This is a genomic window from Terrabacter koreensis (assembly GCF_054783315.1).
This window is the reverse complement of record NZ_BAAGQU010000011.1, coordinates 147363-170643: the sequence shown is the minus strand read 5'-3', so window position 1 is coordinate 170643 and position 23281 is coordinate 147363. Positions and strand designations below refer to the sequence as shown.

The 23281-nt window shown below is 71.3% G+C and carries 22 protein-coding genes; 4 read left to right on the top strand and 18 right to left on the bottom strand.

The genetic code is table 11. The annotated features are described in order from the left end of the window. Positions 1–76: 76 nt before the first annotated feature. From ACYVNR_RS18530 to ACYVNR_RS18515, 4 genes are all read left to right on the top strand, one after another. Complete coding sequence (locus ACYVNR_RS18530) at positions 77–898, top strand: C40 family peptidase (protein WP_461050040.1); 822 nt, start codon at positions 77–79, stop codon at positions 896–898. After that, positions 895–1770, top strand: coding sequence for an EamA family transporter (locus tag ACYVNR_RS18525; protein ID WP_458799789.1), 876 nt, complete (start codon positions 895–897; stop codon positions 1768–1770). The genes ACYVNR_RS18530 and ACYVNR_RS18525 overlap by 4 nt, the downstream gene beginning before the upstream one ends. After that, on the top strand, positions 1770–3104 hold the full coding sequence (locus tag ACYVNR_RS18520; RefSeq protein WP_461050039.1) for an MFS transporter: 1335 nt from the start codon (positions 1770–1772) through the stop codon (positions 3102–3104). Before ACYVNR_RS18525 ends, ACYVNR_RS18520 begins: the two co-directional genes overlap by 1 nt. Positions 3105–3193: 89 nt before the next feature. Beyond that, positions 3194–3535, top strand: a complete 342-nt coding sequence (locus ACYVNR_RS18515; RefSeq protein ID WP_461050038.1) for a DUF2200 domain-containing protein — start codon at positions 3194–3196, stop codon at positions 3533–3535. 4 nt (positions 3536–3539) lie between these two features. Here ACYVNR_RS18515 and ACYVNR_RS18510 read toward each other — a convergent pair whose 3' ends face one another. The 18 genes from ACYVNR_RS18510 to ssuE form a co-directional block, all read right to left on the bottom strand. Continuing rightward, complete coding sequence (locus ACYVNR_RS18510) at positions 3540–4556, bottom strand: TerC family protein (protein WP_461050037.1); 1017 nt, start codon at positions 4554–4556, stop codon at positions 3540–3542. Positions 4557–4803: 247 nt separating this feature from the next. Next, a complete protein-coding gene (locus tag ACYVNR_RS18505; protein ID WP_461050035.1) occupies positions 4804–5193 on the bottom strand; it encodes an MmcQ/YjbR family DNA-binding protein in 390 nt (129 codons plus the stop codon). A gap of 2 nt (positions 5194–5195) precedes the next feature. Beyond that, positions 5196–7310, bottom strand: a complete 2115-nt coding sequence (uvrB, locus tag ACYVNR_RS18500; RefSeq protein WP_045192337.1) for an excinuclease ABC subunit UvrB — start codon at positions 7308–7310, stop codon at positions 5196–5198. 40 nt (positions 7311–7350) lie between these two features. Continuing rightward, positions 7351–7734 carry a YciI family protein gene (locus ACYVNR_RS18495; protein WP_461050032.1) on the bottom strand — a complete coding sequence of 128 codons (384 nt, stop codon included), beginning with the start codon at positions 7732–7734 and terminating at the stop codon, positions 7351–7353. A 109-nt stretch (positions 7735–7843) separates the two neighbouring features. Then, a complete protein-coding gene (locus ACYVNR_RS18490; protein ID WP_461050030.1) occupies positions 7844–8893 on the bottom strand; it encodes a lipoate--protein ligase family protein in 1050 nt (349 codons plus the stop codon). A 114-nt stretch (positions 8894–9007) separates the two neighbouring features. After that, positions 9008–10216 (bottom strand): dephospho-CoA kinase, encoded by a 1209-nt coding sequence (gene coaE / locus ACYVNR_RS18485; protein WP_461050028.1) that lies wholly within the window; start codon positions 10214–10216, stop codon positions 9008–9010. Between the two features lie 124 nt (positions 10217–10340). After that, entirely contained in the window at positions 10341–10802 is a 462-nt protein-coding gene (locus ACYVNR_RS18480; RefSeq protein ID WP_461050025.1) for a PPOX class F420-dependent oxidoreductase, read from the bottom strand. A 1-nt stretch (position 10803) separates the two neighbouring features. Then, positions 10804–11475: a helix-turn-helix domain-containing protein gene (locus ACYVNR_RS18475; protein WP_082081062.1), complete on the bottom strand. Its 672-nt coding sequence runs from the start codon at positions 11473–11475 to the stop codon at positions 10804–10806. A gap of 253 nt (positions 11476–11728) precedes the next feature. Next, positions 11729–12625: a glycerophosphodiester phosphodiesterase family protein gene (locus tag ACYVNR_RS18470; protein WP_461050023.1), complete on the bottom strand. Its 897-nt coding sequence runs from the start codon at positions 12623–12625 to the stop codon at positions 11729–11731. Positions 12626–12627: 2 nt separating this feature from the next. Beyond that, positions 12628–13728: an ABC transporter ATP-binding protein gene (locus tag ACYVNR_RS18465; RefSeq protein WP_461050021.1), complete on the bottom strand. Its 1101-nt coding sequence runs from the start codon at positions 13726–13728 to the stop codon at positions 12628–12630. Positions 13729–13815: 87 nt separating this feature from the next. Beyond that, positions 13816–15123: an ABC transporter substrate-binding protein gene (locus tag ACYVNR_RS18460; protein ID WP_461050019.1), complete on the bottom strand. Its 1308-nt coding sequence runs from the start codon at positions 15121–15123 to the stop codon at positions 13816–13818. Positions 15124–15206: 83 nt separating this feature from the next. After that, on the bottom strand, positions 15207–16139 hold the full coding sequence (locus tag ACYVNR_RS18455; protein ID WP_461050017.1) for a carbohydrate ABC transporter permease: 933 nt from the start codon (positions 16137–16139) through the stop codon (positions 15207–15209). Beyond that, positions 16136–17059, bottom strand: a complete 924-nt coding sequence (locus ACYVNR_RS18450; RefSeq protein WP_045192327.1) for a carbohydrate ABC transporter permease — start codon at positions 17057–17059, stop codon at positions 16136–16138. The genes ACYVNR_RS18455 and ACYVNR_RS18450 overlap by 4 nt, the downstream gene beginning before the upstream one ends. Positions 17060–17144: 85 nt before the next feature. Next, positions 17145–18203, bottom strand: a complete 1059-nt coding sequence (locus ACYVNR_RS18445) for an LLM class flavin-dependent oxidoreductase (protein WP_461050015.1) — start codon at positions 18201–18203, stop codon at positions 17145–17147. Next, a complete protein-coding gene (locus tag ACYVNR_RS18440) occupies positions 18200–19003 on the bottom strand; it encodes a DUF1684 domain-containing protein (RefSeq protein WP_461050013.1) in 804 nt (267 codons plus the stop codon). Before ACYVNR_RS18440 ends, ACYVNR_RS18445 begins: the two co-directional genes overlap by 4 nt. Then, on the bottom strand, positions 19000–20139 hold the full coding sequence (locus tag ACYVNR_RS18435; RefSeq protein WP_461050011.1) for an LLM class flavin-dependent oxidoreductase: 1140 nt from the start codon (positions 20137–20139) through the stop codon (positions 19000–19002). The genes ACYVNR_RS18440 and ACYVNR_RS18435 overlap by 4 nt, the downstream gene beginning before the upstream one ends. Continuing rightward, positions 20129–22138: an FAD/NAD(P)-binding protein gene (locus tag ACYVNR_RS18430; RefSeq protein ID WP_461050009.1), complete on the bottom strand. Its 2010-nt coding sequence runs from the start codon at positions 22136–22138 to the stop codon at positions 20129–20131. Before ACYVNR_RS18430 ends, ACYVNR_RS18435 begins: the two co-directional genes overlap by 11 nt. Further along, on the bottom strand, positions 22135–23277 hold the full coding sequence (gene ssuE / locus ACYVNR_RS18425) for an NADPH-dependent FMN reductase (protein WP_461050007.1): 1143 nt from the start codon (positions 23275–23277) through the stop codon (positions 22135–22137). Before ssuE ends, ACYVNR_RS18430 begins: the two co-directional genes overlap by 4 nt. Between the last annotated feature and the right edge of the window lie 4 nt (positions 23278–23281).

The following is a 23281-nucleotide window of genomic DNA, read 5'->3' as shown; positions in this document are numbered from 1 at the left end:
CGGCTCGTGCGCACCGAATCGTCGCCGGTCCGGACCGGGGGCGTCCCGGTGGCACGCGGGTGCGAGGATGGCGGGCGTGAACGTCGCCGCGAGCCGTACCGTCCCCGTCAGCGCCACCCACCTGGTCCACGTCCCCGTCACGACGGTGTGGTCGACGCCCGAGAGCCCGCGACCCGTCGACGCAGCGATGGTCGCCGACGAGCCCGACGCGGCTGCGTGGCTGGCGGCGCTCGACGCCGACGCGGCGGCGGACGGAGCAGTCGACGACGGCACCCGCGCCGGCCGTCTCGGCCTGCACGGGCTCGTCGAGACGCAGCTCGTCGAGGGCGAGCCCGTCACCGTCACGGAGCTCGACGCCGGTGGCCGGTGGGCCCACGTCGTCGCCCCGTGGCAGCTCTCCCCCAAGGACGAGCGCGGCTACCCCGGGTGGGTGCCGCTGGCGCACCTCGCCCCGCTCACGCCGGGCTCACAGGTGGTCGGCCCCGAGGCGGTCGAGACGGCTGCCGTGGCCGACGGCGGTTCCGGCGACGCGGCGCACCCCGCCCTGACGGAGGCGCGTGCGCACATCGGTCTGCCCTACCTGTGGTCGGGTCTGACCCCCCTCGGCTTCGACTGCTCCGGCCTCGTGCTGCACACGTGGCGCCGGCTCGGCGTCGTCGTCGCCCGCGACGCGTACGCCCAGGCCGACTTCGCGACCCCCGTCGCCCTCGACGACGTGCAGCCGGGCGACCTCTACTTCTTCGCCCGGCCCGGGGCGCGCATCCACCACGTCGGCATCGTGGTGCGGCCAGGACGGATGGTCCACGCGTCCGAGACGGGCGGCGTGCTCGTCGAGGAGGACCTGCCCGCCGCGCGGCTCGACACCCTCGTGGCGGCCGGGCGGCTGCCGATGCCGTGAGCCTCGACCGGCGCACCGCACCGCTGCTCGTCCTCGGTGGCGTCCTGTCCGTGCAGTTCGGCGGCGCCTTCGCCGCGACGCTGGTGCCGCGCATCGGGGCCACCGGTTCCGTGCTGCTGCGCCTGCTCTTCGCCATGGTGATCCTGTATGCCGTCGCGCGCCCGTCATGGCGACGGCGCACCCGTGCCGACTGGGGCACCGTCGTGCTCTTCGGGCTCGCGCTCGCCGCGATGAACACCTCGTTCTACGCCTCTCTCGCGCACCTGCCGATCGGGGTCGCCGTCACCATCGAGTTCCTCGGGCCGCTGGGGCTCGCGGCGGCGCTGAGCCGCCGGCTGCGCGACGTCGTGGCGGTGACCGCGGCCGCCCTGGGCGTCGTCCTCGTCTCGGGCGTGCTGCACACCTCGCTCGACCGTCTCGACCTCGTCGGTGTCGGCTTCGCGGCCCTGGCCGGCGTCATGTGGGCCGCCTACATCGTGCTGAGCCAGCGCACCGGTCGGGCCTTCGGCGGCCTCGACGGTCTGGCCCTGGCTCTCATCGTCTCGACGGTCGCGGTCGCCCCCCTCGGCCTCACCTCGGTGGACCGCTGGACCCTTCGGGACATCGCGCTCGGGCTCGGCATCGCCGTCCTGTCCTCGGTACTGCCCTACTCGCTCGAGCTCGTCGCCCTGCGGCACCTGGCGCAGCACGTCTTCGGCATCCTGCTCAGCCTCGAGCCCGTGGTCGCGGCGCTCGCCGGTTTCGTCGTGCTGCACCAGACGCTCGAGATGGGACAGGTCGCCGGCATGGCCCTCGTCGTGCTGGCGAGCGCCATCGTGCTGGGCGCGCGGTCCCGACCCGAGACGCCCGACGCCGCTCTCGGGCCCGGCTGATGACCGACGACCACGGGGGCCTGCTCTCACCGACCCTGCGCGCAACGACGATCGGCGTGCTCGCCCTCGTCTCGCTGCACGCGTTCGAGGCACTCGCCCTCACCACCGTGATGCCGACCATCGCCCGCGAGCTGAACGGGGCCTCCCTCTACGCGATGGCGTTCACGGCGACGCTCGCGGCCGGCATCGTCAGCATCGTCTGGTCGGGCAACCTGGCCGACCGGCGGGGGCCGAGACCGCCGCTGCTCATCGGGCTCGCGCTCTTCGCGGCCGGTCTGGTGGGGGCCGGGCTCGCACCCACCATGGGCGTCCTCGTCGCCGCCCGGGTCGTGCAGGGCCTCGGCGCCGGCATGACCAGCACCGCGCTCTACGTCCTCGTCACCCGTGTCTACCCGCAGCGGCTGCACACCGCGATCCTCGCCGGGTTCTCGGCGGCGTGGGTCGTGCCGTCGATCGCCGGGCCCTTCGTCGCGGGACTCATCGCCCAGACCATCGGGTGGCGGTGGGTCTTCGGCCTGGCCCTCGTCGTCCTGGTCGTCGCGGCGGTCCTGCTCGGACGGATCGTCAGCGGCCTGCGCCAGGAGGCGGTCGACGTGCCGTGGCGCCGCCGCGCGATCGCGGCCTCGGTGGTGCTGGCCCTGGCGGTGCTCGCCCTCAATGCCGTCGCCGAGCGCCTCGACGCCGTGGGCCTCGCCGTCGCCACCGTCGCGGTGGTGGCCGTCGCCGTCACCCTGCTGCCGCTCACCCCCCGCGGCACCCTGAGGGCGGGGCGCGGCCTGCCGACCGACGTGACCCTCCGCGCCCTCGCCTTCGCCGCCTTCTCCGGTGCCGAGGTCTACCTGCCGCGCCTGCTGACCGAGCGCGACGGCCTCAGCCCGAGCCTCGCCGGCATCGCGCTGACCGTCACCGGCGTCACGTGGTTTCTCGGGTCGTGGGTGCAGGGACGCTGGGACCGGCACTTCGAGATCGGCCGCACCTCGGCCTTCTCGCTGGCCGCCATGACCGTCACCCTCGCCGCCATCGCCCTCGCCGTCGCTCTCGGGGCACCGACCTGGGTGCTCATCGCCCTCTTCCCAGCGGTCGGTCTCGGCATCGGTACCGTCTACCCGCGCGTCACCGCGCAGGCGCTCTCGCGCGCCTCGCCGACGGAGCAGGGCTTCGTCAGCTCCGCCCTGCAGATCGGCGACTCGGCCGGAGCCGCCACGGCGATCGCCCTGTCGGCTGTCGTCTTCTCCGCGGCCGGCTCGGGCGTGCCGTCGGCCTACGTCGCGGTCTTCGCCGCCATGGCCGTGCCTGCCCTGGTCGGCTGGCTCGTCTCGCACCGCGTCCGCTGACCCGGCGCGCCTGTCGAGAAGGGCAGGCCCACTCCCTCCCACCCGCTCGGAGCGCCGCGACGGAGTGCCGGCTGGCTACGCTCGGAGGCATGAGCCGCATCTTCTCGGTCAGCGTCGCCTCGGTGTACCCCCACTACGTGAACAAGGTGGAGCGCAAGGGTCGCACCAAGGCCGAGCTCGACCAGGTGATCGAGTGGCTCACCGGCTTCGACGAGGCCGCTCTGGACCAGCACCTGCAGTCCGGGACGACGTTCGAGGACTTCTTCGCCGAGGCGCACCTCAACGCCAAGGTCGACCAGATCAAGGGCGTCGTGTGCGGCGTGCGCGTCGAGGAGATCGAGGACACGCTGATGCAGAAGATCCGCTACCTCGACAAGCTCGTCGACGAGCTCGCCAAGGGCAAGGCCATGGACAAGGTCCTCAGGACCTGACGCCTCACCTCGACGCGGACCCGACCGAGCTGTCGTCCGCGGCCTCGAGGCGGGCGTCGCGACGCGACTTCCAGAGGCTGGCCACGGTGGTGACGCCGAGGATGAGCACGATCGCACCGAGCGACACGAGGATCGGGATGTCGGGCACGCCGTCGATGGGCCGGCCGCCGTTGATGAACGGCAGGTTGTTCTCGTGCAGGGCGTGCATGATCAGCTTCACGCCGATGAAGGCGAGGAGGACGGCGAGCCCGATGCTGAGGTAGACCAGCTTCTTGAGCAGACCGCCGATGAGGAAGTAGAGCTGGCGCAGACCCATCAGGGCGAAGATGTTCGCCGTGAGCACGAGGAACGGCTCCTTGGTGAGGCCGTAGATCGCGGGGATCGAGTCGAGCGCGAAGAGCAGGTCGGTCGTGCCGAGCGCGAGGATGACGATGAGCATCGGCGTGATGAGGCGCTTGCCGTTCTCGACGACGGTCAGGTGCGTGCTGTGCCACTCCTTGGTGGCCGGGAAGCGCTTCTCGATCCAGAGCAGGAAGCGGTTCTCGTGGTACTCGTCGTCGTCGCTCTCGCCCTCGGTCGCGAGCTTGACCGCGGTGTACACGAGGAACGCGCCGAAGATGTAGAACACCCAGGCGTACGCGTTGATGACGACCGCGCCCAGCGCGATGAAGACGCCGCGCAGGATGATCGCGATGATGATGCCGATCATGAGGGCCGACTGCTGCAGCTTCTGCGGCACCTTGAAGCTGGCCATGATCAGCAGGAACACGAAGAGGTTGTCGACCGAGAGCGAGTACTCGGTGAGCCAGCCGGCGTAGAACTCTCCCGCGAACTGTCCTCCCCACTCGAACCAGACGAAGAGCCCGAAGAGCACGGCGGCACCGACGTAGAACGCCAGGTGGCGGCCGGCCTCGGCCATCGAGGGGACGTGCGGTCGCCGGGCGATGACGAGCACGTCGATCAGCAGGAAGACGGTCATCAGACCGATCGTGAGGAACCAGCCCCAAGCAGGAACGTTCATGGGCACAACCTTCCGGTCACCAGGTCAGTAACCGGAGGTCTCTCCCGCCCGGCCCGGACAGCGAGCTGTCGGTGCCGGACCGACGGGACCGGGAGCGGGTGGTGGGACCTGCTCCGTGATGACGAGCCCGTCGTGTCGGGGATACTCCCCTCCGTGTGAACGCCTGATCCTCTCACCGCAGCGGTCGGGCCTCAAATCGGGTTCCGCCCCCTGGGCACCACGCGGGGGCGCGCCGGTCACGCGCTCGTCAGCGGGGCCTTCTGCTCCGCGGCAGCCCTGCCACGACGATGTCGTAGGAGGTCTCGATCGCCTCGAGCAGCTCGTCCTCGCCGATGGCTCCGCCCAGGCGCAGGGAGTTCCACCCGTGGCGGCCGATGTAGGCGAGCACCGAGGCGTCGTCGGGGTAGCGGTGGAGCCACTCGTCGGCCTCTTGCCGGCTGCTTGCGGACTTGACCCCCACCGACTGCTCGCCGAGGAAGACGAAGATCTTGTCGCCCACCTTGGCGACCGTGTCGCCGTCCCACGGGGAGTCCTCCCACGCCCCGGGCAGCGCCAGGGCGGCCGCGCGCAGCCGGGCGGCCAGCGTCTCGCCCGGCGGCCCGGCCGCGTCGTTGCCCTGGCCCGTGGCCTCGGACACCATCAGCGGGTGGCCGCGCTCATCTGCCGCAGCTCCTTCTTGAGCTCGCCGATCTCGTCACGCAGCCGGGCCGCGAGCTCGAAGTGCAGGTCGGCGGCCGCCTGGTGCATCTGCGTGGTGAGCTCCTGGATGAGGCCCGCGAGGTCGGCCGCCGCCATGTCGGCCGGACGGTTCGAGCTGCCGCCGGCGGAGACCCCGACGTCTGCGGCCATGGCACCACGGCCGGCGCCGCTCTTGCCGCGCGACTGCATGCGTCCCGAGCCGAGCAGCTCCTGCGTGTCGGCGTCCTCGCGCTCGAGCAGGTCGGTGATGTCGGCGATCTTCTTGCGCAGCGGGGTCGGGTCGATGCCGTGCTCGGTGTTGTAGGCGATCTGCTTCTCGCGCCGCCGGTTGGTCTCGTCGAGCGCCTGCTCCATGGACGGCGTCATCTTGTCGGCGTACATGTGCACCTGGCCGGACACGTTGCGCGCCGCGCGTCCGATCGTCTGGATGAGCGACCTCGCCGAGCGCAGGAAGCCCTCCTTGTCGGCGTCGAGGATCGACACGAGGGACACCTCGGGCAGGTCGAGGCCCTCGCGCAGCAGGTTGATGCCGACGAGGACGTCGAAGACGCCGGTGCGCAGCTCGCGGAGCAGCTCGACGCGGCGCAGCGTGTCGATGTCGCTGTGGAGGTAGCGGACGCGGATGCCCTTGTCGAGGAGGTAGTCGGTGAGGTCCTCGGCCATCTTCTTGGTCAAGGTGGTCACGAGGACGCGCTCGTCGCGCGCGGTGCGCTCCTGGATCTCGTGCATGAGGTCGTCGATCTGGCCCTTGGTCGGCTTGAGCACGACCTCGGGGTCGACGAGCCCGGTTGGGCGGATGATCTGCTCGACGGGCGTGCCGGACTTGGCCAGCTCGTACTCCCCCGGCGTCGCCGAGAGGTAGATCGTCTGGCCGATGCGCTCGAGGAACTCCTCCCACTTGAGGGGCCGGTTGTCCATGGCGCTCGGCAGCCGGAAGCCGTGCTCGACGAGCATGCGCTTGCGCGACATGTCGCCTTCGTACATCGCGCCGATCTGCGGCACGGTCTGGTGCGACTCGTCGAGGACGAGCAAGAAGTCCTCGGGGAAGTAGTCGAGCAGGCAGTTCGGCGCGGAGCCGGCGGTGCGGCCGTCGATGTGGCGGCTGTAGTTCTCGATGCCGTTGCAGAAACCGACCTGGCGCATCATCTCGACGTCGTAGGTGGTGCGCATGCGCAGTCGCTGGGCCTCGAGCAGCTTGCCCTGCTTCTCGAAGAGCGCGAGCTGGTCCTCGAGCTCGAGCTCGATGCCGCGGATCGCGCGCTCCATGCGCTCGGGGCCGGCGACGTAGTGGGAGGCCGGGAAGACGTACATCTCCTGCTCCTCGTTGACGACCTCGCCGGTGACCGGGTGCAGCGTGTAGATGCGCTCGATCTCGTCGCCGAAGAACTCGATGCGGATCGCGAGCTCCTCGTAGACCGGGATGATCTCGACGGTGTCGCCGCGCACCCGGAACGTGCCGCGCGTGAAGGCGAGGTCGTTGCGGGTGTACTGCATCTCGACGAACCGCCGCAGCAGGTCGTCGCGCACGATCTCCTGCCCGACCTTGAGGCGGGCCATGCGGTCGACGTACTCCTGCGGCGTGCCGAGGCCGTAGATGCACGACACCGACGCCACGACGATGACGTCGCGGCGGGTCAGCAGCGAGTTGGTGGCCGAGTGGCGCAACCGCTCGACCTCGTCGTTGACCGAGCTGTCCTTCTCGATGTAGGTGTCGGTCTGCGGGATGTACGCCTCGGGCTGGTAGTAGTCGTAGTAGCTGACGAAGTACTCGACGGCGTTGTTGGGCAGCAGCTCGCGGAACTCGTTGGCCAGCTGCGCGGCGAGCGTCTTGTTGGGCGCCATGACGAGCGTGGGCCGCTGCACCTGCTCGATGAGCCAGGCGGTCGTCGCGGACTTGCCGGTGCCGGTGGCCCCGAGCAGCACGGTGTCGGTCTCGCCCGCCTTGACCCGGCGCGCCAGCTCGGCGATGGCGGTCGGCTGGTCGCCGCTCGGGGTGTACTCGGAGATCACCTCGAACGGGGCAACCGTGCGCTGGAGGTCGGTCGTGGGACGCATGGCTCAACCGTACGTCCGACGACCGACAGCGCCCACTCGCCTACTGCTCCCAGACGTACGCCGGCCGCAGCTCGACGGTGTCACCCGGCCCGGCGAAGTTCACGGCGAGCTCCTCGGCACGCTCCTGCGACGCCACGTCGAGCAGGAAGAAGCCGGCCAGGTGCTCCTTGGCCTCGGCGTACGGCCCGTCCGTCACGAGGGTCCCGCTCTCGCTCCACCGCAGGATCCGTGAGGACGCGGGGTCGCCGAGGGCCTCACCGCCCTTGAGCTCGCCACTCTTCGACAGCTCCTCGAGCATCGCGTCGAAGGCGGCGCCGCCGCGCTCACGCTCCTCCTGCGGCCGGGCGAGCGCCTCCGTCACGAAGTTGCCGGTCGGGTGGCCCCAAGGCTGGGGGTTGGAGTGGATGAGGATGACGTACTTCATGGTTCGGTGCCTTTCGGGTCGCGAGCGGCCAGTCTGCCGCCTCACCCGTGACGTCGGAGCCGCCCACGCCGTCTCGACACGAACGGCACAAGAGTTTCCGGATCCGCCGTCAGGGCACGCGGTGGGTCCACTCCGGGGTCGCGAACTTCTCCTCGACGAGCCGGCTCGCGGCCTCGAGCTCGGCCTCGGTGTAGTCGGACAGGTTCGAGCGGTGCCGCTGCGCGAACGACGCGGCGAACGACTCGAGGATCGCGTCGCGCGTCATCCCGGTCTGCGAGCGCATCGGGTCGACGCGCTTGTTCGCCGACTTCGTGCCCTTGTCGCTCATCTTCTCGCGGCCGATGCGCAGCACCTCGAGCATCTTGTCGGCATCGATGTCGTAGGCCATCGTCACGTGGTGCAGCACGGCCCCCGCGACGAACCGCTTCTGGGCCGCGCCGCCGATCTTGCCCTTGTCGCTCGCGATGTCGTTGAGCGGGACGAAGTGCGCGTCGACCCCGACGTCGGCGAGCGCGCCGATCACCCACTCGTCCAGGAAGGAGTAGGAGCGCTCGAAGCTGAGGCCCTCGACGAGGGAGGTCGGCACGACGAGTGAGTACGTGATGGTGTTCCCGGGCTCCATGAACATGGCGCCACCGCCGGAGATGCGCCGCACCACGTCGATGCCGTGACGGTCGGCGCCCTCGGGGTCGACCTCGTTGCGGAACGACTGGAACGAGCCGATGACGACGAGCGGGCTGTCCCAGTCCCAGAAGCGCAGCGTCGGCAGTCGCTCGCCCGAGGCGACCTCGCGGGCGATGACCTCGTCGAGGGCGACGTGCATCGCCGGGTCGAGCACCCGCGGCGGGATGACGTCGAAGACGTGGTCGTCCCACCCGGTCGCCTTTCCGAGGGCCCGACGGACCGCGATGCCGATGGCCTCAGCGGTGAAGCCGATCAGCGTGACGTCGTCGGCGAGCGCGCCCGAGACCGCCCCGGCCAGCTGGTCCACGCCGGCGTCGACCGGCATCCCGCTGAGCGCCGCGTTGATGTCGTCGAGCGCCTCGTCGGGCTCGAGGAAGAAGTCGCCCGAGACGCTCACGTCGGCGAGTCGCCCGTCGACCTCCTCGACGTCGACCGCCACGAGCTTGCCACCGGGGACCTTGTACTCACCACGCATGTCACCCACAACACCACACCCCGCCCGGGTATGCCGGATCGCCCGGCGGCCGTCGGAAAGTGCCTCCTCGACGGGGTGAGGTCACCGGAACCGTCGGGTGGGCACCCTGCCGGGTCAGCGGGGCTGCCAGCCGGTGCGCTCGGCCCACGCGTTCGCGCGGTGCCAGGCCTGCTCGAACCACGGCTCCTTGGCGACGACGTAGTCGGACGTCGTCGCGTGCTGCTGGAGCAGCCGGCGCTTCTCGGCGGCGTACGCGTCGCGCTCGGCGGGCTCGTGGCGCAGCCAGTCGCGGAAGAGCAGGGCGAACCGCCAACCGGCAGAGCCGTGCTCGCGCACGTGCACGTGCACGTGGTTGCCGGGGTCGCACCCGCCGAGGAAGCGTTTGCCCCACGCCTCGGGCACACTGCCGGACGGGTGCGGGGTGTCCGTGTGGTTGCCGTGTCTGAAGACGTAGCCGGCACCGGTGAACGCGAGACGGACGTCCTCACGGTCGACGTCGGCGAGGTGGTGGACCCCGACCTGCACGTCGATGACGTCCTTGGCGAGCAGGCCCGGCACCGAGGTCGATCCGACGTGCGACACCTCGGTGGCGACCCCGGTGACGGCGAGCGCGGCAGCGAGCCGGGCGACGACGCGCTCGGCGCGGGCCTCCCAGTCGGCGCGCGGCTCGACGACGGTGTCCGCAGACCGTTCCGGACGCCGTGAACGCGTGCCGCTGGAGAGGTTGGCGGCGTACGGGACGAGCCGCTGCTCCCAGAGTGCGTCGACGGCACACCTCAGCTGCTCGGGGGTGCCGTCGTTGGTCAGCACGACGTCGGCGACCGCGCGGCGCTGGGCGTCGGTCGCCTGCGCGGTGAGGCGGCGTCGGGCATCGCCCTCGTCGAGGCCGCGCTGCTCGACGAGCCGCCTCACCCGGGTCTCCTCGTCGGTCTCGACGACGACGGAGAGGTGCTCGTGCACCCAGAGGCCGCGCTCGACGAGCAACGGCATGTCGTAGACGGAGACCGCGTCCGCAGGCGCGGCCGCGCGCAGCTCTGCCACCCGCGCGGCGATGGCCGGGCCGGTGATCGCGTCGAGCGCCGCCAGCTCGTCGGGGTCGGCGAAGACGATCGCGGCCAGCCCGGCGCGGTCGAGGGTGCCGTCGGGCCGGATCACGGCGGCGCCGAAGCGCTCCCGGATCGCCGCGAGCGTCGGCTGCCCCGGCTCCACGACCTCGCGCGCGACGGCGTCGGCGTCGACGAGGTGGGCGCCGAGCTCCGCGAGCCTCCGCGACACCGTCGACTTGCCCGACCCGATCCCTCCGGTGACCCCGACGCGCAGCACGCCCCCACCCTACGGGTCCGCCCATCGTGGTGACCGAACGCCGCGTTCGGTCGCGAAAGCCGTGTTCTGACAGAGCGTTCGGCAACGAACGCGGCGTTCGGTGGGGGGAGGCCGGGGACGCGGGTCAGGCGAGGCGCGCCGGGAAGCCGCCGCGGGCGACGGGTCCCCAGCGGGTCGGCGTGACGCGGAGCAGCGACTTGCCCTGGTCGTGCATGGCCTGGCGGTACTCGTCCCAGTCCGGGTGCTCGCCGGAGATCGCGCGGTAGTAGTCGACGAGGGGCTCGACCGAGTCGGGCAGGTCGATGACCTCGCAGTCGCCGTCGACCTGCACCCACTCGCCGCCGAAGTCGTCGGAGAGCACGAGCACGCTCACCTGGGGCCGCCGGCGGGCGTTGGCGGTCTTCGCCCGCTCCGGGTAGGTCGAGATGACGATGCGGCCCTCGTCGTCGACCCCGCCGGTGACCGGCGACATCTGCGGGCGGCCGTCGGAACGCTGCGTGACGAGCACCATGCTGTGCCGGGGCCGCACGAAGTCGAGCAGCGCGTCGCGGTCGACGTCGGTGTTGGTGGCGATCTGTCGCGGCATGTCAGTCCTCCTGTAGCTCGGGTAGTCCGGTGCTGGCGCGGTCGAAGGTCGCGACGAGCGCCTCGGCGAGCCAGGCGGCATACATCCGGTGGCTCCACCCGCTGCGTCGCACGAAGCGGTCGTAGATCTCGGGGCCCGTGATCGCCCAGACGATGTCGATGAAGCGTTCGCGGTCGAGCGCGGGCGGCAGCCCGTGGGCGCGCTCGAGGGCCCCCAGGGCGTTCGTGTTGCCGGCCCGGCGCTCGTCGTCGATCGTCGCCACGAAGGCCTGCAGACCGCTGTCGCCACCGGCTCCCTGCGCCAGGATCACGCCGAGGAGCGGGCCGACGCGCTCGTAGATGGTGGCGCAGAGCGCGGCGTACGCCCGCACGAACGACTCGCGGTCGGGGGCCTCGGACATGGCGCGGAACTCGGCTCGGTCCTGCATCGCGACGGGTGCGTCGTCGCCGGCGAGCATGACGTCGTAGACGGCCTTGACGACGGCGGCCTTGCCGCCCACGGCGTTGTAGACCGTCTGTGCGCTGACGCCGGCCGACGAGGCGAGCTGGCTGACCGACATCGCGTGGTAGCCCTCGCGGAGCAGGATCTCGCCCGCGGTGTCGATGATGCGGCGTCGCGTGGCGCGGGCCGCCTGCGCCCGCGCGCTGTTGTCGTACACCCGATCTGTTGACATCGGTGCCCTTCGAAAGCATCATGGGTTTCGCTGGAACGGCGTTCCAGCGAATGGGTGGGGTTCCAGGGGTCCCCACCCATACCGCTGCACTCGCGGCCGTGCCCACAGCGGCGCCTGTCGACCGCACGAGTGTGCCACGCCGATCCGGACCGTCGCCCCGCAGGGGCTCCGGAGGGGGAGCGAGGGGCCGGACGACGTCCGTCCCCTCGCTGGCGTTCTCCTCCAACCTTTTCCCCGTCGGGGGAAGCGGGGCTCACGCCGGCGCGTCGGCCCGCTGCGTCGAGGCCACCATCGCGAGCGCGCGGTCCGGGTAGTCGGTCACCAGCCCGTCGACGCCCGCCTCGACGACCTCGACGATGCGCGCCGGCTCGTTGACGGTCCACGGCAGCACCGCGAGACCGGCGTCGTGCGCTCGCTCCACGAAGGCGGCGTCGACCATCGCGTGGTCGGGCGAGATGACGTGCGCTCCCACGGCGACCGCGCCGTCGCACACGTCGTGGTGCGTCTCCCCCGGCACGACGCTGCCCGTGAGCGGGCTCCCGGGGTGCCAGGTGACCGACGACTCCACGAGGGCCGAGCGCAGCACGTCGGGAGCGAGACCGGCCGACAGCTCGAGCACCGCCCAGTCGAAGGAGTGGACGAAGCACTGCCCCTCGACCCCGTGCTCGTGCAGGTCGGCGAGCACCCCCTCGAGCAGCTGCCGACGGGCGGCCACCTCGCGCGCGTCACGCGGGTCGACCTTGATCTCGATGGTCCACCAGACGCCCGGTGCGTGCTCCACGCCGTGGGCGAGCACCTCGGAGAGTTTGGAGATGCGGGCGCCCGGGTCGGGCTTCTGGCCGGGACACTCGGGCAGGGTGCGGCTGCCGACGTCGACCGTGCGCAGCTGGTCCAGGGTGAGGTCGTCGACGCGGGCCCCGACGAGGTCGGGCCCGGTCGACACGCACTTGTGCGGCAGCAGCTCGGTGTCGTGCCAGACGACGACGTGACCGTCGGCCGTGAGCCGCACGTCGAGCTCGACGCCCGTGGCGCCGACGGCGTATGCCGCCGCGAAGCTCGCGAGCGTGTTCTCGACGACGAGCCCCTTCGCGCCGCGGTGGCCCTCGACGTCGAAGCGGCCCGACGCCCACGGCCCGGGACGAGCAGTCACCCTCAGGCCTCGATGCGCTCGCCCGAGGAGGCGTCGAAGACGTGCACCTCGCCGTGGTTCGGCTCGACGTGCACGACGTCGCCGACCGTGAGGTGCGTGCGCTTGTCGAGGCGCACAGTCACCCGTCCGGCGTCGTCGCCGGCACCCGCCGGGCGCCCGTAGACGAACGACTCGGAGCCGAGCGACTCGACCAGCTCGACGTTGAGCGCCAGGGCCGATGAGCCCCCCTTGCCCTCGGGAGACCCGACGACGTGCCACGACTCGGGGCGCAGGCCGACGACGACCTTCTCCCCCGCGCGCCCGGCCACGGCGCGGTCGAGCGGCACGGGGACGCCGTGCACCTCGGCCCGCCCGTCACGGACGGACGACTCGACCAGCGTGATGGCGGGCGACCCGATGAACGACGCGACGAACGTGTTGACCGGGCGGTCGTAGAGGGCCTCGGGGGTGTCGACCTGCTGGAGCTTCCCGTCGCGCAGCACGGCGACGCGGTGACCCATCGTCATCGCCTCGACCTGGTCGTGGGTGACGTAGACGGTCGTGATGCCGAGCCGGCGCTGCAGCCCGGCGATCTGCGACCGGGTCGAGACCCGCAGCTTCGCGTCGAGGTTCGACAGCGGCTCGTCCATGCAGAAGACCTTGGGGTTGCGCACGATCGCGCGCCCCATCGCCACGCGCTGGCGCTGGCCGCCCGACATCTGGCCCGGCTTGCGGTCGAGCAGCTGCTCGAGCTCGAGGATCTTGGCGGCCTCGGCGACGCGCTGCCTCGTCTCGGACTTGCTCACCTTCGCGTTGTCGAGGGCGAAGGCCATGTTCTGGGCTGCCGTCATGTTGGGGTAGAGCGCGTAGCTCTGGAACACCATGGCGATGTCGCGGTCGCGCGGCCGGACGCCCTTCTGGTCGTGACCGTCGACGAGGATGCGCCCGCCGTCGACCGGCTCGAGGCCGGCGAGCATGCGCAGCGTCGTCGACTTGCCGCAGCCCGAGGGGCCGACGAGGACGAGGAACTCACCGTCGGCGATGTCGAGCGTGATGCCGTCGACCGCGGGTGCGTCGTCCTTGGAGAACTTACGAGTCGCCTCGTCGAAGTACACGGTTGCCATGGAAGGCCTCTCGGGTCGTTCTGGTCGGGTGCGGCACCCGCCGGGCCCCTTCGGGGAAGGGACCCGGCGGCATACCCAGGCGGGGTGTCAGGCGCCGAGCTTGCTCTTGATCTGCGAGTCGAAGACCTGCTGGCTCTCCGCGTCGAGCGCCTTGAAGACGGTCGCGACGTCCTGGCCCTGGACGACCTGGTCGAGGGCCTTGCCGATGCGGGCGCCGCCACCGGGCAGCAGCACGCGGACGTTGTCCTGCGATCGGGTCTTGGGCAGCTGCTCGATCGCGGTCTTCGCGTTGGGGTTCTTCTCGAGGAACGCCTTCTCCTCGGGCAGGTCCACGGCCGACTTGCGGACGGGCATGTAGCCGGTGGCCTGCGTGAAGGTGACGGTGTTCTGGGCGTTGGTGAGGAACTCGATGAACTTCAGCGCGTTCTTCTTGCGCTCGTCGGTGATGTTCGCCGGGATGCCGACACCCGCGCCACCGGTCGGGCAGTTGCCGTCACCGGGCAGGAACGCCGTGCCCACGTCGAACTTGGCGTCCTTCGCGACGCCGCCGAGCGAGCCGGTCGACATCATGCTGCACCCGACGATGCCGGCCGTGAAGTCGGGGGCCGGGTCCTTCGACAGCTTGAGGAAGCCGTTCTTCGCGAGATCCTGGAGGTACTTCCCGGCCTTGACGGTGTTGGGGTCGGAGAAGGTCGGCGTCCACTCCTTCGAGTAGGCGCCGCCGTAGCCCCACACCATGTTCTGGAAGACCCAGTCGAGGTAGTTGGAGCCGTCGGGCAGCTCCATGACGACCTTGTCGGAGCCTGCCGCGGCCTTGAGCTTCGGTGCCCACGTGAGGAACTCGTCCCAGTCCTTGGGGCCGCGGTCCTCGAGGCCGGCCGCCTTCCAGAGGTCCTTGTTGTAGTAGAAGAGCGGCGTGGAGCGCGAGAACGGCAGCGCGAAGTGCTTGTCGTCGAGGTTGTAGTCGTTGTAGAGCGCGTCGACGTAGTCGCTCGGGTCGATCTTCGCGGCCGACAGCAGGTCGTCGAGCGGGGCGAGCTGCTTGTTGAGGGCGAAGTTGAACCACGTGACGTCCGAGACGACGACGACGTCGGGCAGCTGGCCACCGGCGAGCGAGGCGTTGAACTTCTGCGCGACCTCCTCGTAGTTCTTGCCGGCGTCGACGAGCTTGACCTTGAGGTTCGGGTTGGCCACCTCGAAGGCCTTGATGATCTGCTGCTCGACCGGCTTGCTGTTGCCGGGGTGGTTGCTCCAGAACTCGATGGTGTTGCTCGAGGCGCCGCCGCCGTTGCCACCGGACGACGGTGCGGTGCCGGTGCCGGCGCAGGCCGCGAGCCCGGCGACGCCGGCCGCCCCGGCGAGACCGAGGAAGCCTCGGCGAGAGAACTCGTTCATGGGTGGTGCCTTTCCCTGTGGATGGTGCATCGGGTGGGTGGGAGGACGGCGCACCGGTGACCGGCCGCCGGGGACTGTCGGGGTCAGCTCTTGACGGCTCCGGCGGTGAGACCCTTGATCATCTGGCGCTGGAGGAAGAGGAAGAGCACGAGGATCGGCAGCATCGCGAGGATCGTGCCGGCCATCACCGGGCCCCAGTTCGTGACGCCGTCGTTGTTCTGCAGGAAGGTGAGGCCGACGGGCAGGGTCGCGGTGGTCTCGTCGTCGGACATCAGGTAGGGCCAGAGGTACTCGTTCCACTCGTTGACCACGGTGATGAGCGAGAACGCCACGAGCGTCGGCCACGACATCGGCATGACGACGCGCCAGAGCAGCTTCATCGGCCCGGCGCCGTCGAGACGCGCAGCCTCGATGATCTCGCCGGGCAGGCTGAGGAACTGGTTGCGCATGAGGAACGTGCCGAAGGCGACGCCGGCCAACGGGATGATGATGCCCTGGAAGGTGTTGCGCCAGCCGAGCTGCGCGACGAGGGCGTAGTTGCTGATCACCGTGATCTGGTTGGGCACCATGAGCGCCGCGATGACGACGAGGAAGACGACCGACCGGCCCGGAAAGCGCAGCAGCGACAAGGCGTACGCGCTGAGCACCCCGAGCACGATCTTCGCCACGGCCGTCGCCGACGTGATGATGACGGAGTTGCGCACGTAGTCGAAGAACGGGATGCGCGTCGTCAGCTCGTGGTAGTTGTCGCTCGTCGCGGGGTTCGGCCACCACTGGGCCGGGCGCACGTAGATGTCGCCGCGGTCCTTGAACGACGTGATGAGGATCCAGAAGAGCGGCACCGCGACGAGCAGGACGACGAGCACCATGCCGACGTAGCCGAGCGCGGTCCAGACCGGCCCGCGGTGGTGCGAGGAGGGCTCGACGTTGTGTGCGGCACGGCGCCGCTGGCGGCGGGTGCGCTCCGGCGGGAGCGACTCGTCGTCGAGCGTGCCGATGACGGTGGACGTGCTCATGACTTCTGCCCCCGGTCCATGAAGCGCACCTGGACGACCGTCACGGCGAGCAGGATGACGAACATGATGGTCGCGACGGTGGCGCCGTAGCCGGCGCGCTGGTTGACGAAGGTCTCCTGGTACACCTGGTAGACGAGCGTGGCGGTGCCGTTGCCCTGCGGCCCGCCGCGGGTCATGACGTTGATGATGTCGAAGACCTGGACCGAGCTGAGCAGCACGGTGATCGACAGGAAGAACGTCGTGGGCCGCAGCTGTGGCATGAGGACACGGCGGAAGCGCGTCCACGCGCTCGCCCCGTCGATCTCCGCGGCCTCGTCGAGGTCGGCGCGGCGTCCCTGCAGCGCGGCGAGGTAGATGACGAAGGTGTAGCCGAGGTTCTTCCAGATGTAGGTGACCGTCACCATGAAAAGCGCCCAGCCCGGCTGCTGGTAGAAGTCGGGCGAGGAGGCGCCGACCCGGGCGAGCAGGTCTCTCACGAGCCCGAACTGGGGGTCGAAGACGAACTGGAACGCGATGCCGACGGCCGCCCCGGAGATCACGAAGGGCGCGAAGACGACCGAGCGGACGAGGTTGCGCCCCTTGAGCTTCTGGTCGAGCAGCAGGGCGAGCCCGAGGCCGAGCGCCATCGAGATGCCGACGGTCGCGACGGTGAAGACCAGCGTGTTGCGCACCACCACGCGCGTGTCGTCCCGCCCGAACCACTCGACGTAGTTGGCGAGGCCGACCGGGTTGGCGACGGGCGAGCTGATGTTCCAGTCGGTGAAGGACAGCCGGATGTTGTCGAGCAGCGGCCGGTAGGTGAAGACGACGAGGAGCACGAGGTTGGGCAGGAGGAGCAGCGCCGCGAGGGTCCACTCCCAGGCCTTCCCGCTCGATCGTCGGGGTGCCGGACCCACCTGCTCCGGGGGTCCGGCGGACACCGGGGTGTCACGTCGCGAATCGGTCACCGATGACTGCACCCGCACAACCTAACCGGGCTGGCATACCGATTGCGGCTTTGATGCGTCAGGCTTTCGACGCGGAGCTGAACTCCCGTCTCGACGGGTGCATGGCACGCACCGCCGGTGCCACGTCGCCGAAGAAGCGTTCGACGCTCCGGCGTGTCACCGACTCGGCCAGGCCCGGCACGTCGAGCGAGATGCCGGAGAGCTCGTGGCCGAACGCCTCGTGGTAGCGGCCGATCTTGTCGACGACCTGCTCGGGCGAGCCGATCAGGGCCGAGCTGTCACGCGCGTACTCCTCCACCGTGGTGAACGGCAGGTTGTTGTGCCTCGCACCCGGCGAGTCCCGGAAGGCCTCGAACGCCGGGCGGTAGAGCCGCAGCGCCTCCTGGGTCGTGTCGGCGACGAGCAGCCCGAGGAAGCCGGCGCCGACGACGGCGTCCTCGGGTCGGTGCCCGTATGCCGCCCACCGCTCGCGGTAGTGGCGCACCAGGGCGGCGTACTTCTCCATCGGGTGGAAGCCGTTGGCGGAGAAGAGCGGGTCGCCCCAGCGCGCGGCCAGCTCGGTCGACTCCGTCGAGCTGGCCGAGCCGTGCCACACGGGGATCGGCCGCTGCAGGGGTCGCGGTTGGGTGGTCGCGTCGACGAGCGGCGGGCGGAACCGACCGGACCACGTGACCTTCTCCTCGCGCCAGAGCCGTCGGAGCAGCTCGTACTTCTCGGCGTTCCGCTCCCACTGGCCGTCGAGGTCGTAGCCGTACAGGGCGTTCTGGTCGGGGTCGTTGCCCTTCCCGATGATGACGTCGAGACGCCCGCCGCTCAGGTGGTCGAGGGTCGCGTAGTCCTCGGCCACGCGCACCGGGTCGAGCAGTGAGAGCACGGTGACGGTCGTCAGCAGCCGGATGCGGCGCGTGAGGGCGGCGACGTGCGCCAGGACGACCGGCGGCGAGGAGGACACGAAGCGCTGCGCGTGCCGCTCCCCGACGCCGAAGCCGTCGAACCCCAGCTCCTCGGCCCAGACCGCCTGTCGCGCAACGTGCTCGAAGGCCTCGGTCTGAGAGCGCGCGACGCCCGTCACCGGGTCGCGACTCGTGTCGAGGAGCGTGTACGTGCAGAACCTCATGCCGGCTGCTTCGCCGGGGTCTCGGGCTGTCTCTCAGGGCGCTTCTCCCCGGCTGTGACGGCCACGGCGATGCGGTTGCCGCTGACCGGTGCGGGACACGTCCCGTGGTCGCTGAAGGCGAACGGCAGGTTGACGGCCCGGTTGAAGTCGACGACGAGGTTGCCCTCCGGGTCCGGCGCCTCGGTCACGACCGTGCGCCACGGCGCGGACGTGACGTCGTTGGTCGCGTCGTGGAAGAGCAGGGCGAGCCCGTCGCCGGCGGGGACGGCGCTGAGCCGGTGGCGTACGCCGGCGACGTCGACGTCGACGGTGCCGACGACCCGGGCGTGCTGCACGAGGTCGTCGCGGGCAGTGCCCACCTGGACCGCCGCCGGCCCGTCCGTCGGGGTGAACGTGGCCGGCCGCACCCAGTCGGCGTCGTGCTCCCAGGTGGGAACCCCGGTGAAGGCGAGCCGTGCAGGGGCCTGCGGGTCGCGCGTGCGCACGGCCAGCCGCCCTCCCCTGCGCAGCAGCTCGACCACGCGCTCGCCGTGCCTCACCCAGTGCAACGAGCCACTCTCGGCGACGTCCGCCCCCGCTGTGCCGACCACGGGACCGACGTTGGTCGCGAGTTCGTCGCCCTCGTCGGCCCTGACGTGCGCCCCCTCGTCGTCGGCCCACCACAGCCCGGGCAGGCCCGGCACGCCTGCGGGCTCGACCGACAGCCAGGCGAACCCGGTGAGCGAGAGCCAGCCGTGCTCCTCCGCGAGCTCCGCCTCACGCGTCGCCCGCCACCGGGTCCAGGCCCGACGGGCGCTCATGCCACGGCCTCCTCGCGGCTCGCGCCACCCTCGGCGGCCTCTCGCCGGGCCTCTCTCCGGGCCACCTCGGCGCGCACGAGCGGGATGACGTGCCGGCCGAAGTCGACGGCGTCGTCGTAGAGGTCGTAGCCGCGTGCCGAGAAGATGCGCACGCCGAGGTCGTAGTAGTCGAGGAGGGCGGCCGCGATGGTCTCGGGCGTGCCGACGAGCGCGGTCGAGTTGCCACCTCCCCCGGTGGCCGCCGAGGTGGCGGTCCACAGCGCACGGTCGTGCCGCTCGCCGCTCTCCGCCGCGGCGAGAAGCCGCTGCGACCCGGAGTTCTCGGGCTGGGTTCCGTTGCGGCGCAGCCGCCCTCGTGTCGTGTGGCCAGCCTCCTGCTGCTCACGGATCGCTCCCAGAGTGCGCTCGGCGCGCTCCCACGCGAGTGCGTCGGTCGCGCCGATGATGGGCCGGAAGGCCACCTGGATCGTCGGGAGCGGCTTGCCCGCCGCGGTGGCGGCGGCACGGATCGTGGCGATCTGCTCGGCGGTGCCGGCCAGGGGCTCGCCCCACAGCGCGAAGACGTCCGCCTCGCGCGCCCCGACGTCGTATGCCGCCGGGCTCGACCCGCCGAACGAGATCCTTGGGCGCGGGGTCTGGAGCGGCCTGACGTCGGCGAGGAAGTTCTCGAAGCGGTAGTGGTCGCCGTCGAAGTCGAACGGCGCGTCGCTCGTCCACGCCTGCTTGAGGATCTGGATGAACTCCCGGGTGCGGGCGTAGCGGGCGTCCTTGTCGAGGTGGTCGCCCTCGGCCGCCTGGTCGGCGGTGCTGCCACCGGTGATGACGTGCACCTCGAACCTGCCGCCGCTGATGTGGTCGAGGGTGGCGAAGGTCTTGGCCGTGAGGGTCGGGTAGGCGGTGTTGGGCCGGTGGGCGACGACGAGGTTCAACCGCTCGGTGTTCGCGGCGACGTGAGCGGCCACCTGCGCCGGGTCGGGTGAGCCCGAGTGGTAGGCGAAGAGCACGCGGTCCCAGCCGTTGTCCTCGTGCGCACGGGCGAGCTTGGTGGCGTAGGCGAGGTCGAGTGCGCCGCCGCTTCGGGGGGTGGTCTCGGTGCCGTCGTGGTTGGCGGCGATGCCCAGGAACTCAACTGGCATGGCGGTGGTCCTTTTCTGTCGTCGGTCTGTTGGTGGATGAAGTGATGGTTCGGGTGTCTCGTGCGGCGGTGTGGTGGCCGGCTCCGTGCGAGATCGGGATGGGGGCGGATCGAGAGGTGGTGGCCCGATCGGGACGCAGGGCGGTGGTCACGACCTGCACGGTCAGCAGGTCGCGGGCCACGGCGTCGTTCTGCCGGAACCCGGCTCCGTTGAACCCCGGCCTGGAGAAACCTCCGGCACCGGCCGACCCCGACACCGCCGGGCCGAGGAGGAACCGCAGGGGATGCACCGACCCGTCGGCGCGCACCGCCCTCGCGCGCGGGTCGGCGACGAGCTGCCCTGCGCCGAGGGTGCTGCCATCGGCGGCCGTGACGGGGCGGGACCTCAGCTGGCCGGTCGAGAGCAGACCAGCCACGAGGGGGTCGGTGACGAGTGAGCTGTCGGGCCGGGGCAGCCGGGCGTCGACGGCTGCCCGGGCCCGCACCTCGCGGCGGCCCGAGCGGCCCACGAAGGCACCGTCATCGACGGCGAGCTCGAGGTCCGGGCCGAGGAAGCGGACGATGCCCGCGCGGTGGAGCGCGAGCAGCTCGGCGAGCCGGCGCGGTGGCGGTCCGCTCGCCAGGAACGAGAAGAGGCCGTGGAACCGGCCCTCGACGTGGCGTACGCGGTCCTCGTCGAGGAGGCGTCCGGCCACCACGAGCTCGGCCAGGGCGGCATACACCCCGAGGAGCGTGTCGAAGACGGCGCGATCGCCCGAGCGCTCCGGGTCGGCGCGTCGGCACAGGTCTGCGGTGACGTGGTCGACCACGAGCCGCTGGAGGTCGGCGTCCGAGGTGTCGTCGTCGACGCCGGCCGACAGCGGACGGTCGATCGCATCGATGTCGAAGAGGTCCTCGGGGTCGGCGAGGTGCGCGCGGGCCGCCCCCGTCAGGCCGTCCGCGCTGAGGTCTGCGCCGACGAGGGCGCGCTCGAGCGACTCGAAGGTGCCGCGGGTCCGCTCCGGGTGTGCCTCGAACAACCTGCGGTAGTGGGCGACGGCGAGCTCGAGGACGACGAGCGGCCACACCTGCGTGCGGTAGTCGAGAGTGACCGAGCCGGCGCCGACCGCAGCGAGCCGCTCACGCGTCAGGTGTCGCAGCGGCGCCGGTCCGTCGGTCGTGGAGCGGATCTCGTAGCCGAGCTTCGCGTGGTACGGCACACCGCGCCGGGACCCCACGTGGAGGACCGGCTCCCGTCCGCTCGGGTGATAGGTGAGGTGGCCGCCCTCGTCGGTGAACCGGCCCCCGCGACCTTCGGCGAGGAGCACGAAGAGGTCGACGAAGGCGAGTCCCATGCCGCGCACGACGACGGGCTCGCCCGGGCGCAGGTCACCGAGATCGAGGTCTGCCGTGTGTCCGGGAGGCACGTAGGTCAGCCCGTGCGCGGTCGCCTCGTCGAGCAGGCGCTGCTCGTCGGGGCCGGGTGCCTGCTCGAGGTACCCCTGGGCGAGGACCACGACGTCGGCCAGGAGCGCCGGGCCGGACGCCAGCGTCACCCGCTGGGACTCGCCCACGTCCTCGACGGACACCGCGCGGTCGGCGTGCACGTGGACCGTGACGTGTCGCGGGAGTGCGTCCACGGCACGTCGCCAGGCCCACTCGAGGTACTCGGCCTGGACGACACGGGGCGCGAACGACCTGGGGCCGAGGGCCGCAGCCGCTGAGCCGCCCTCCTCCCCCGCTGCCCACTGGGCGAGCGACGGGCCGGGGCGAACCGGCCCTTCGCAGGTCACCGACGCGTCGGTGAACACGGTGACGTCCTGGGCCTCCGAGTTCATCCACAGCAGGCTCGACTGCGCCGTCCGCCAGATGCGGCCGCCACCCGGAGGGTGCGGGTCGATGACGTGCAGCTCGACCCTCTCCCCCGGTGGGACGAGCGTGGCCGCGTTGGCGCCGAGCCGTTCGACGAGGCCGAGCGACCGCGGGCCGCCGCCGACGACGACGATCGTCCGCAGGCTCACGCCGCGCCCCAGTCGCGGTAGGCCGCAGCTCGCTCCGTGGGCACCGTCGTCTCCGCCGTGCGGGCCTCCGCCGTGAGGGCCTCCGCCGCGAACGCCACGTGGCGCGTCCCGGCCGGCAGCTCCTTGTCGAAGGCGTGTGGGCCGATCGACTCGGGGTCGGCATGCAGGTCGAACGCAGGCAGGTAGCCGGCAGCGAGGTAGAGCGCCCGCGCCTCCGGCTGTCGCGGCCCCGTGGTGAGATGGATCCGCTTGTACCCCAGTCCTGCCGCTGCGCGCTCGAGCTCGAGCAGCACTCTTCGGGCCAGGCCCTGCCGCCGGAACTGCGCGTGCGTCCAGACCCGCTTCACCTCGGCCGTCTCGTCGTCGTGCCGCCGGATCGCCCCACCGGCGATGGTCTGGCCGGCCCGGAGGATGACGAGGAAGGCCCCGTCCGGCGCCTCGAAGTCGGTGACGGGAACCTCCGTCAGCTGCGTGTTCGGTGTCGACAGCCCGTACCGGGTGCCGTACTCGACGACGAGGTCCTCGAGGAGCGGCGCGGCCGCGTCGTCACCGGGCGAGACGCGCAGCACGACGTCGTCCTCGGTCTCGGTGACCAGCTCGCTGCGGTGCCGCGCGAGGTGGGTGAGGAAGGACTCGGTGACGAGATGGAGGTTGCGCGCCGCGGACTCGGCCAGGAGCACGCCCGCGTCCTCGGCGAAGACGGTGACTTCGGAGGCGAGCACGAACCAGCCCTGGGTCACGTGCTCGGCGCCCAACGACACGAGGACCGGTCGCAGCGCGTAGTCGACGGCGAGGACGTGCGCGGGGCTGCCCCCGGTCGCGACGGGCAGCACGGTCTTGCCGCGCAGGGCGTACTGCGGGAGCAGGTCGAGCAGGGCCTTGAGCAGGCCCGTGTAGGCGGCCTTGTAGACCGGCGTGGTGACGACCACACCGTCCGCGGCGGTGATCGAGGCGACGACGGCCGCGATCCGTGGGTCGGCCGCGTCGGCGCGGAGCAGGGCCTCGGCCGGGAGGTCACGCACGGTGACCCGTTCGACGTCGTGGCCCCGTGCCCGCAGCCGGCGTTCGACGTGGCCCAGGACCGCGTCGGTGCGCGACGACGCCGACGGGCTTGACGACAGGGTGACGATGGTGGCCATGTCA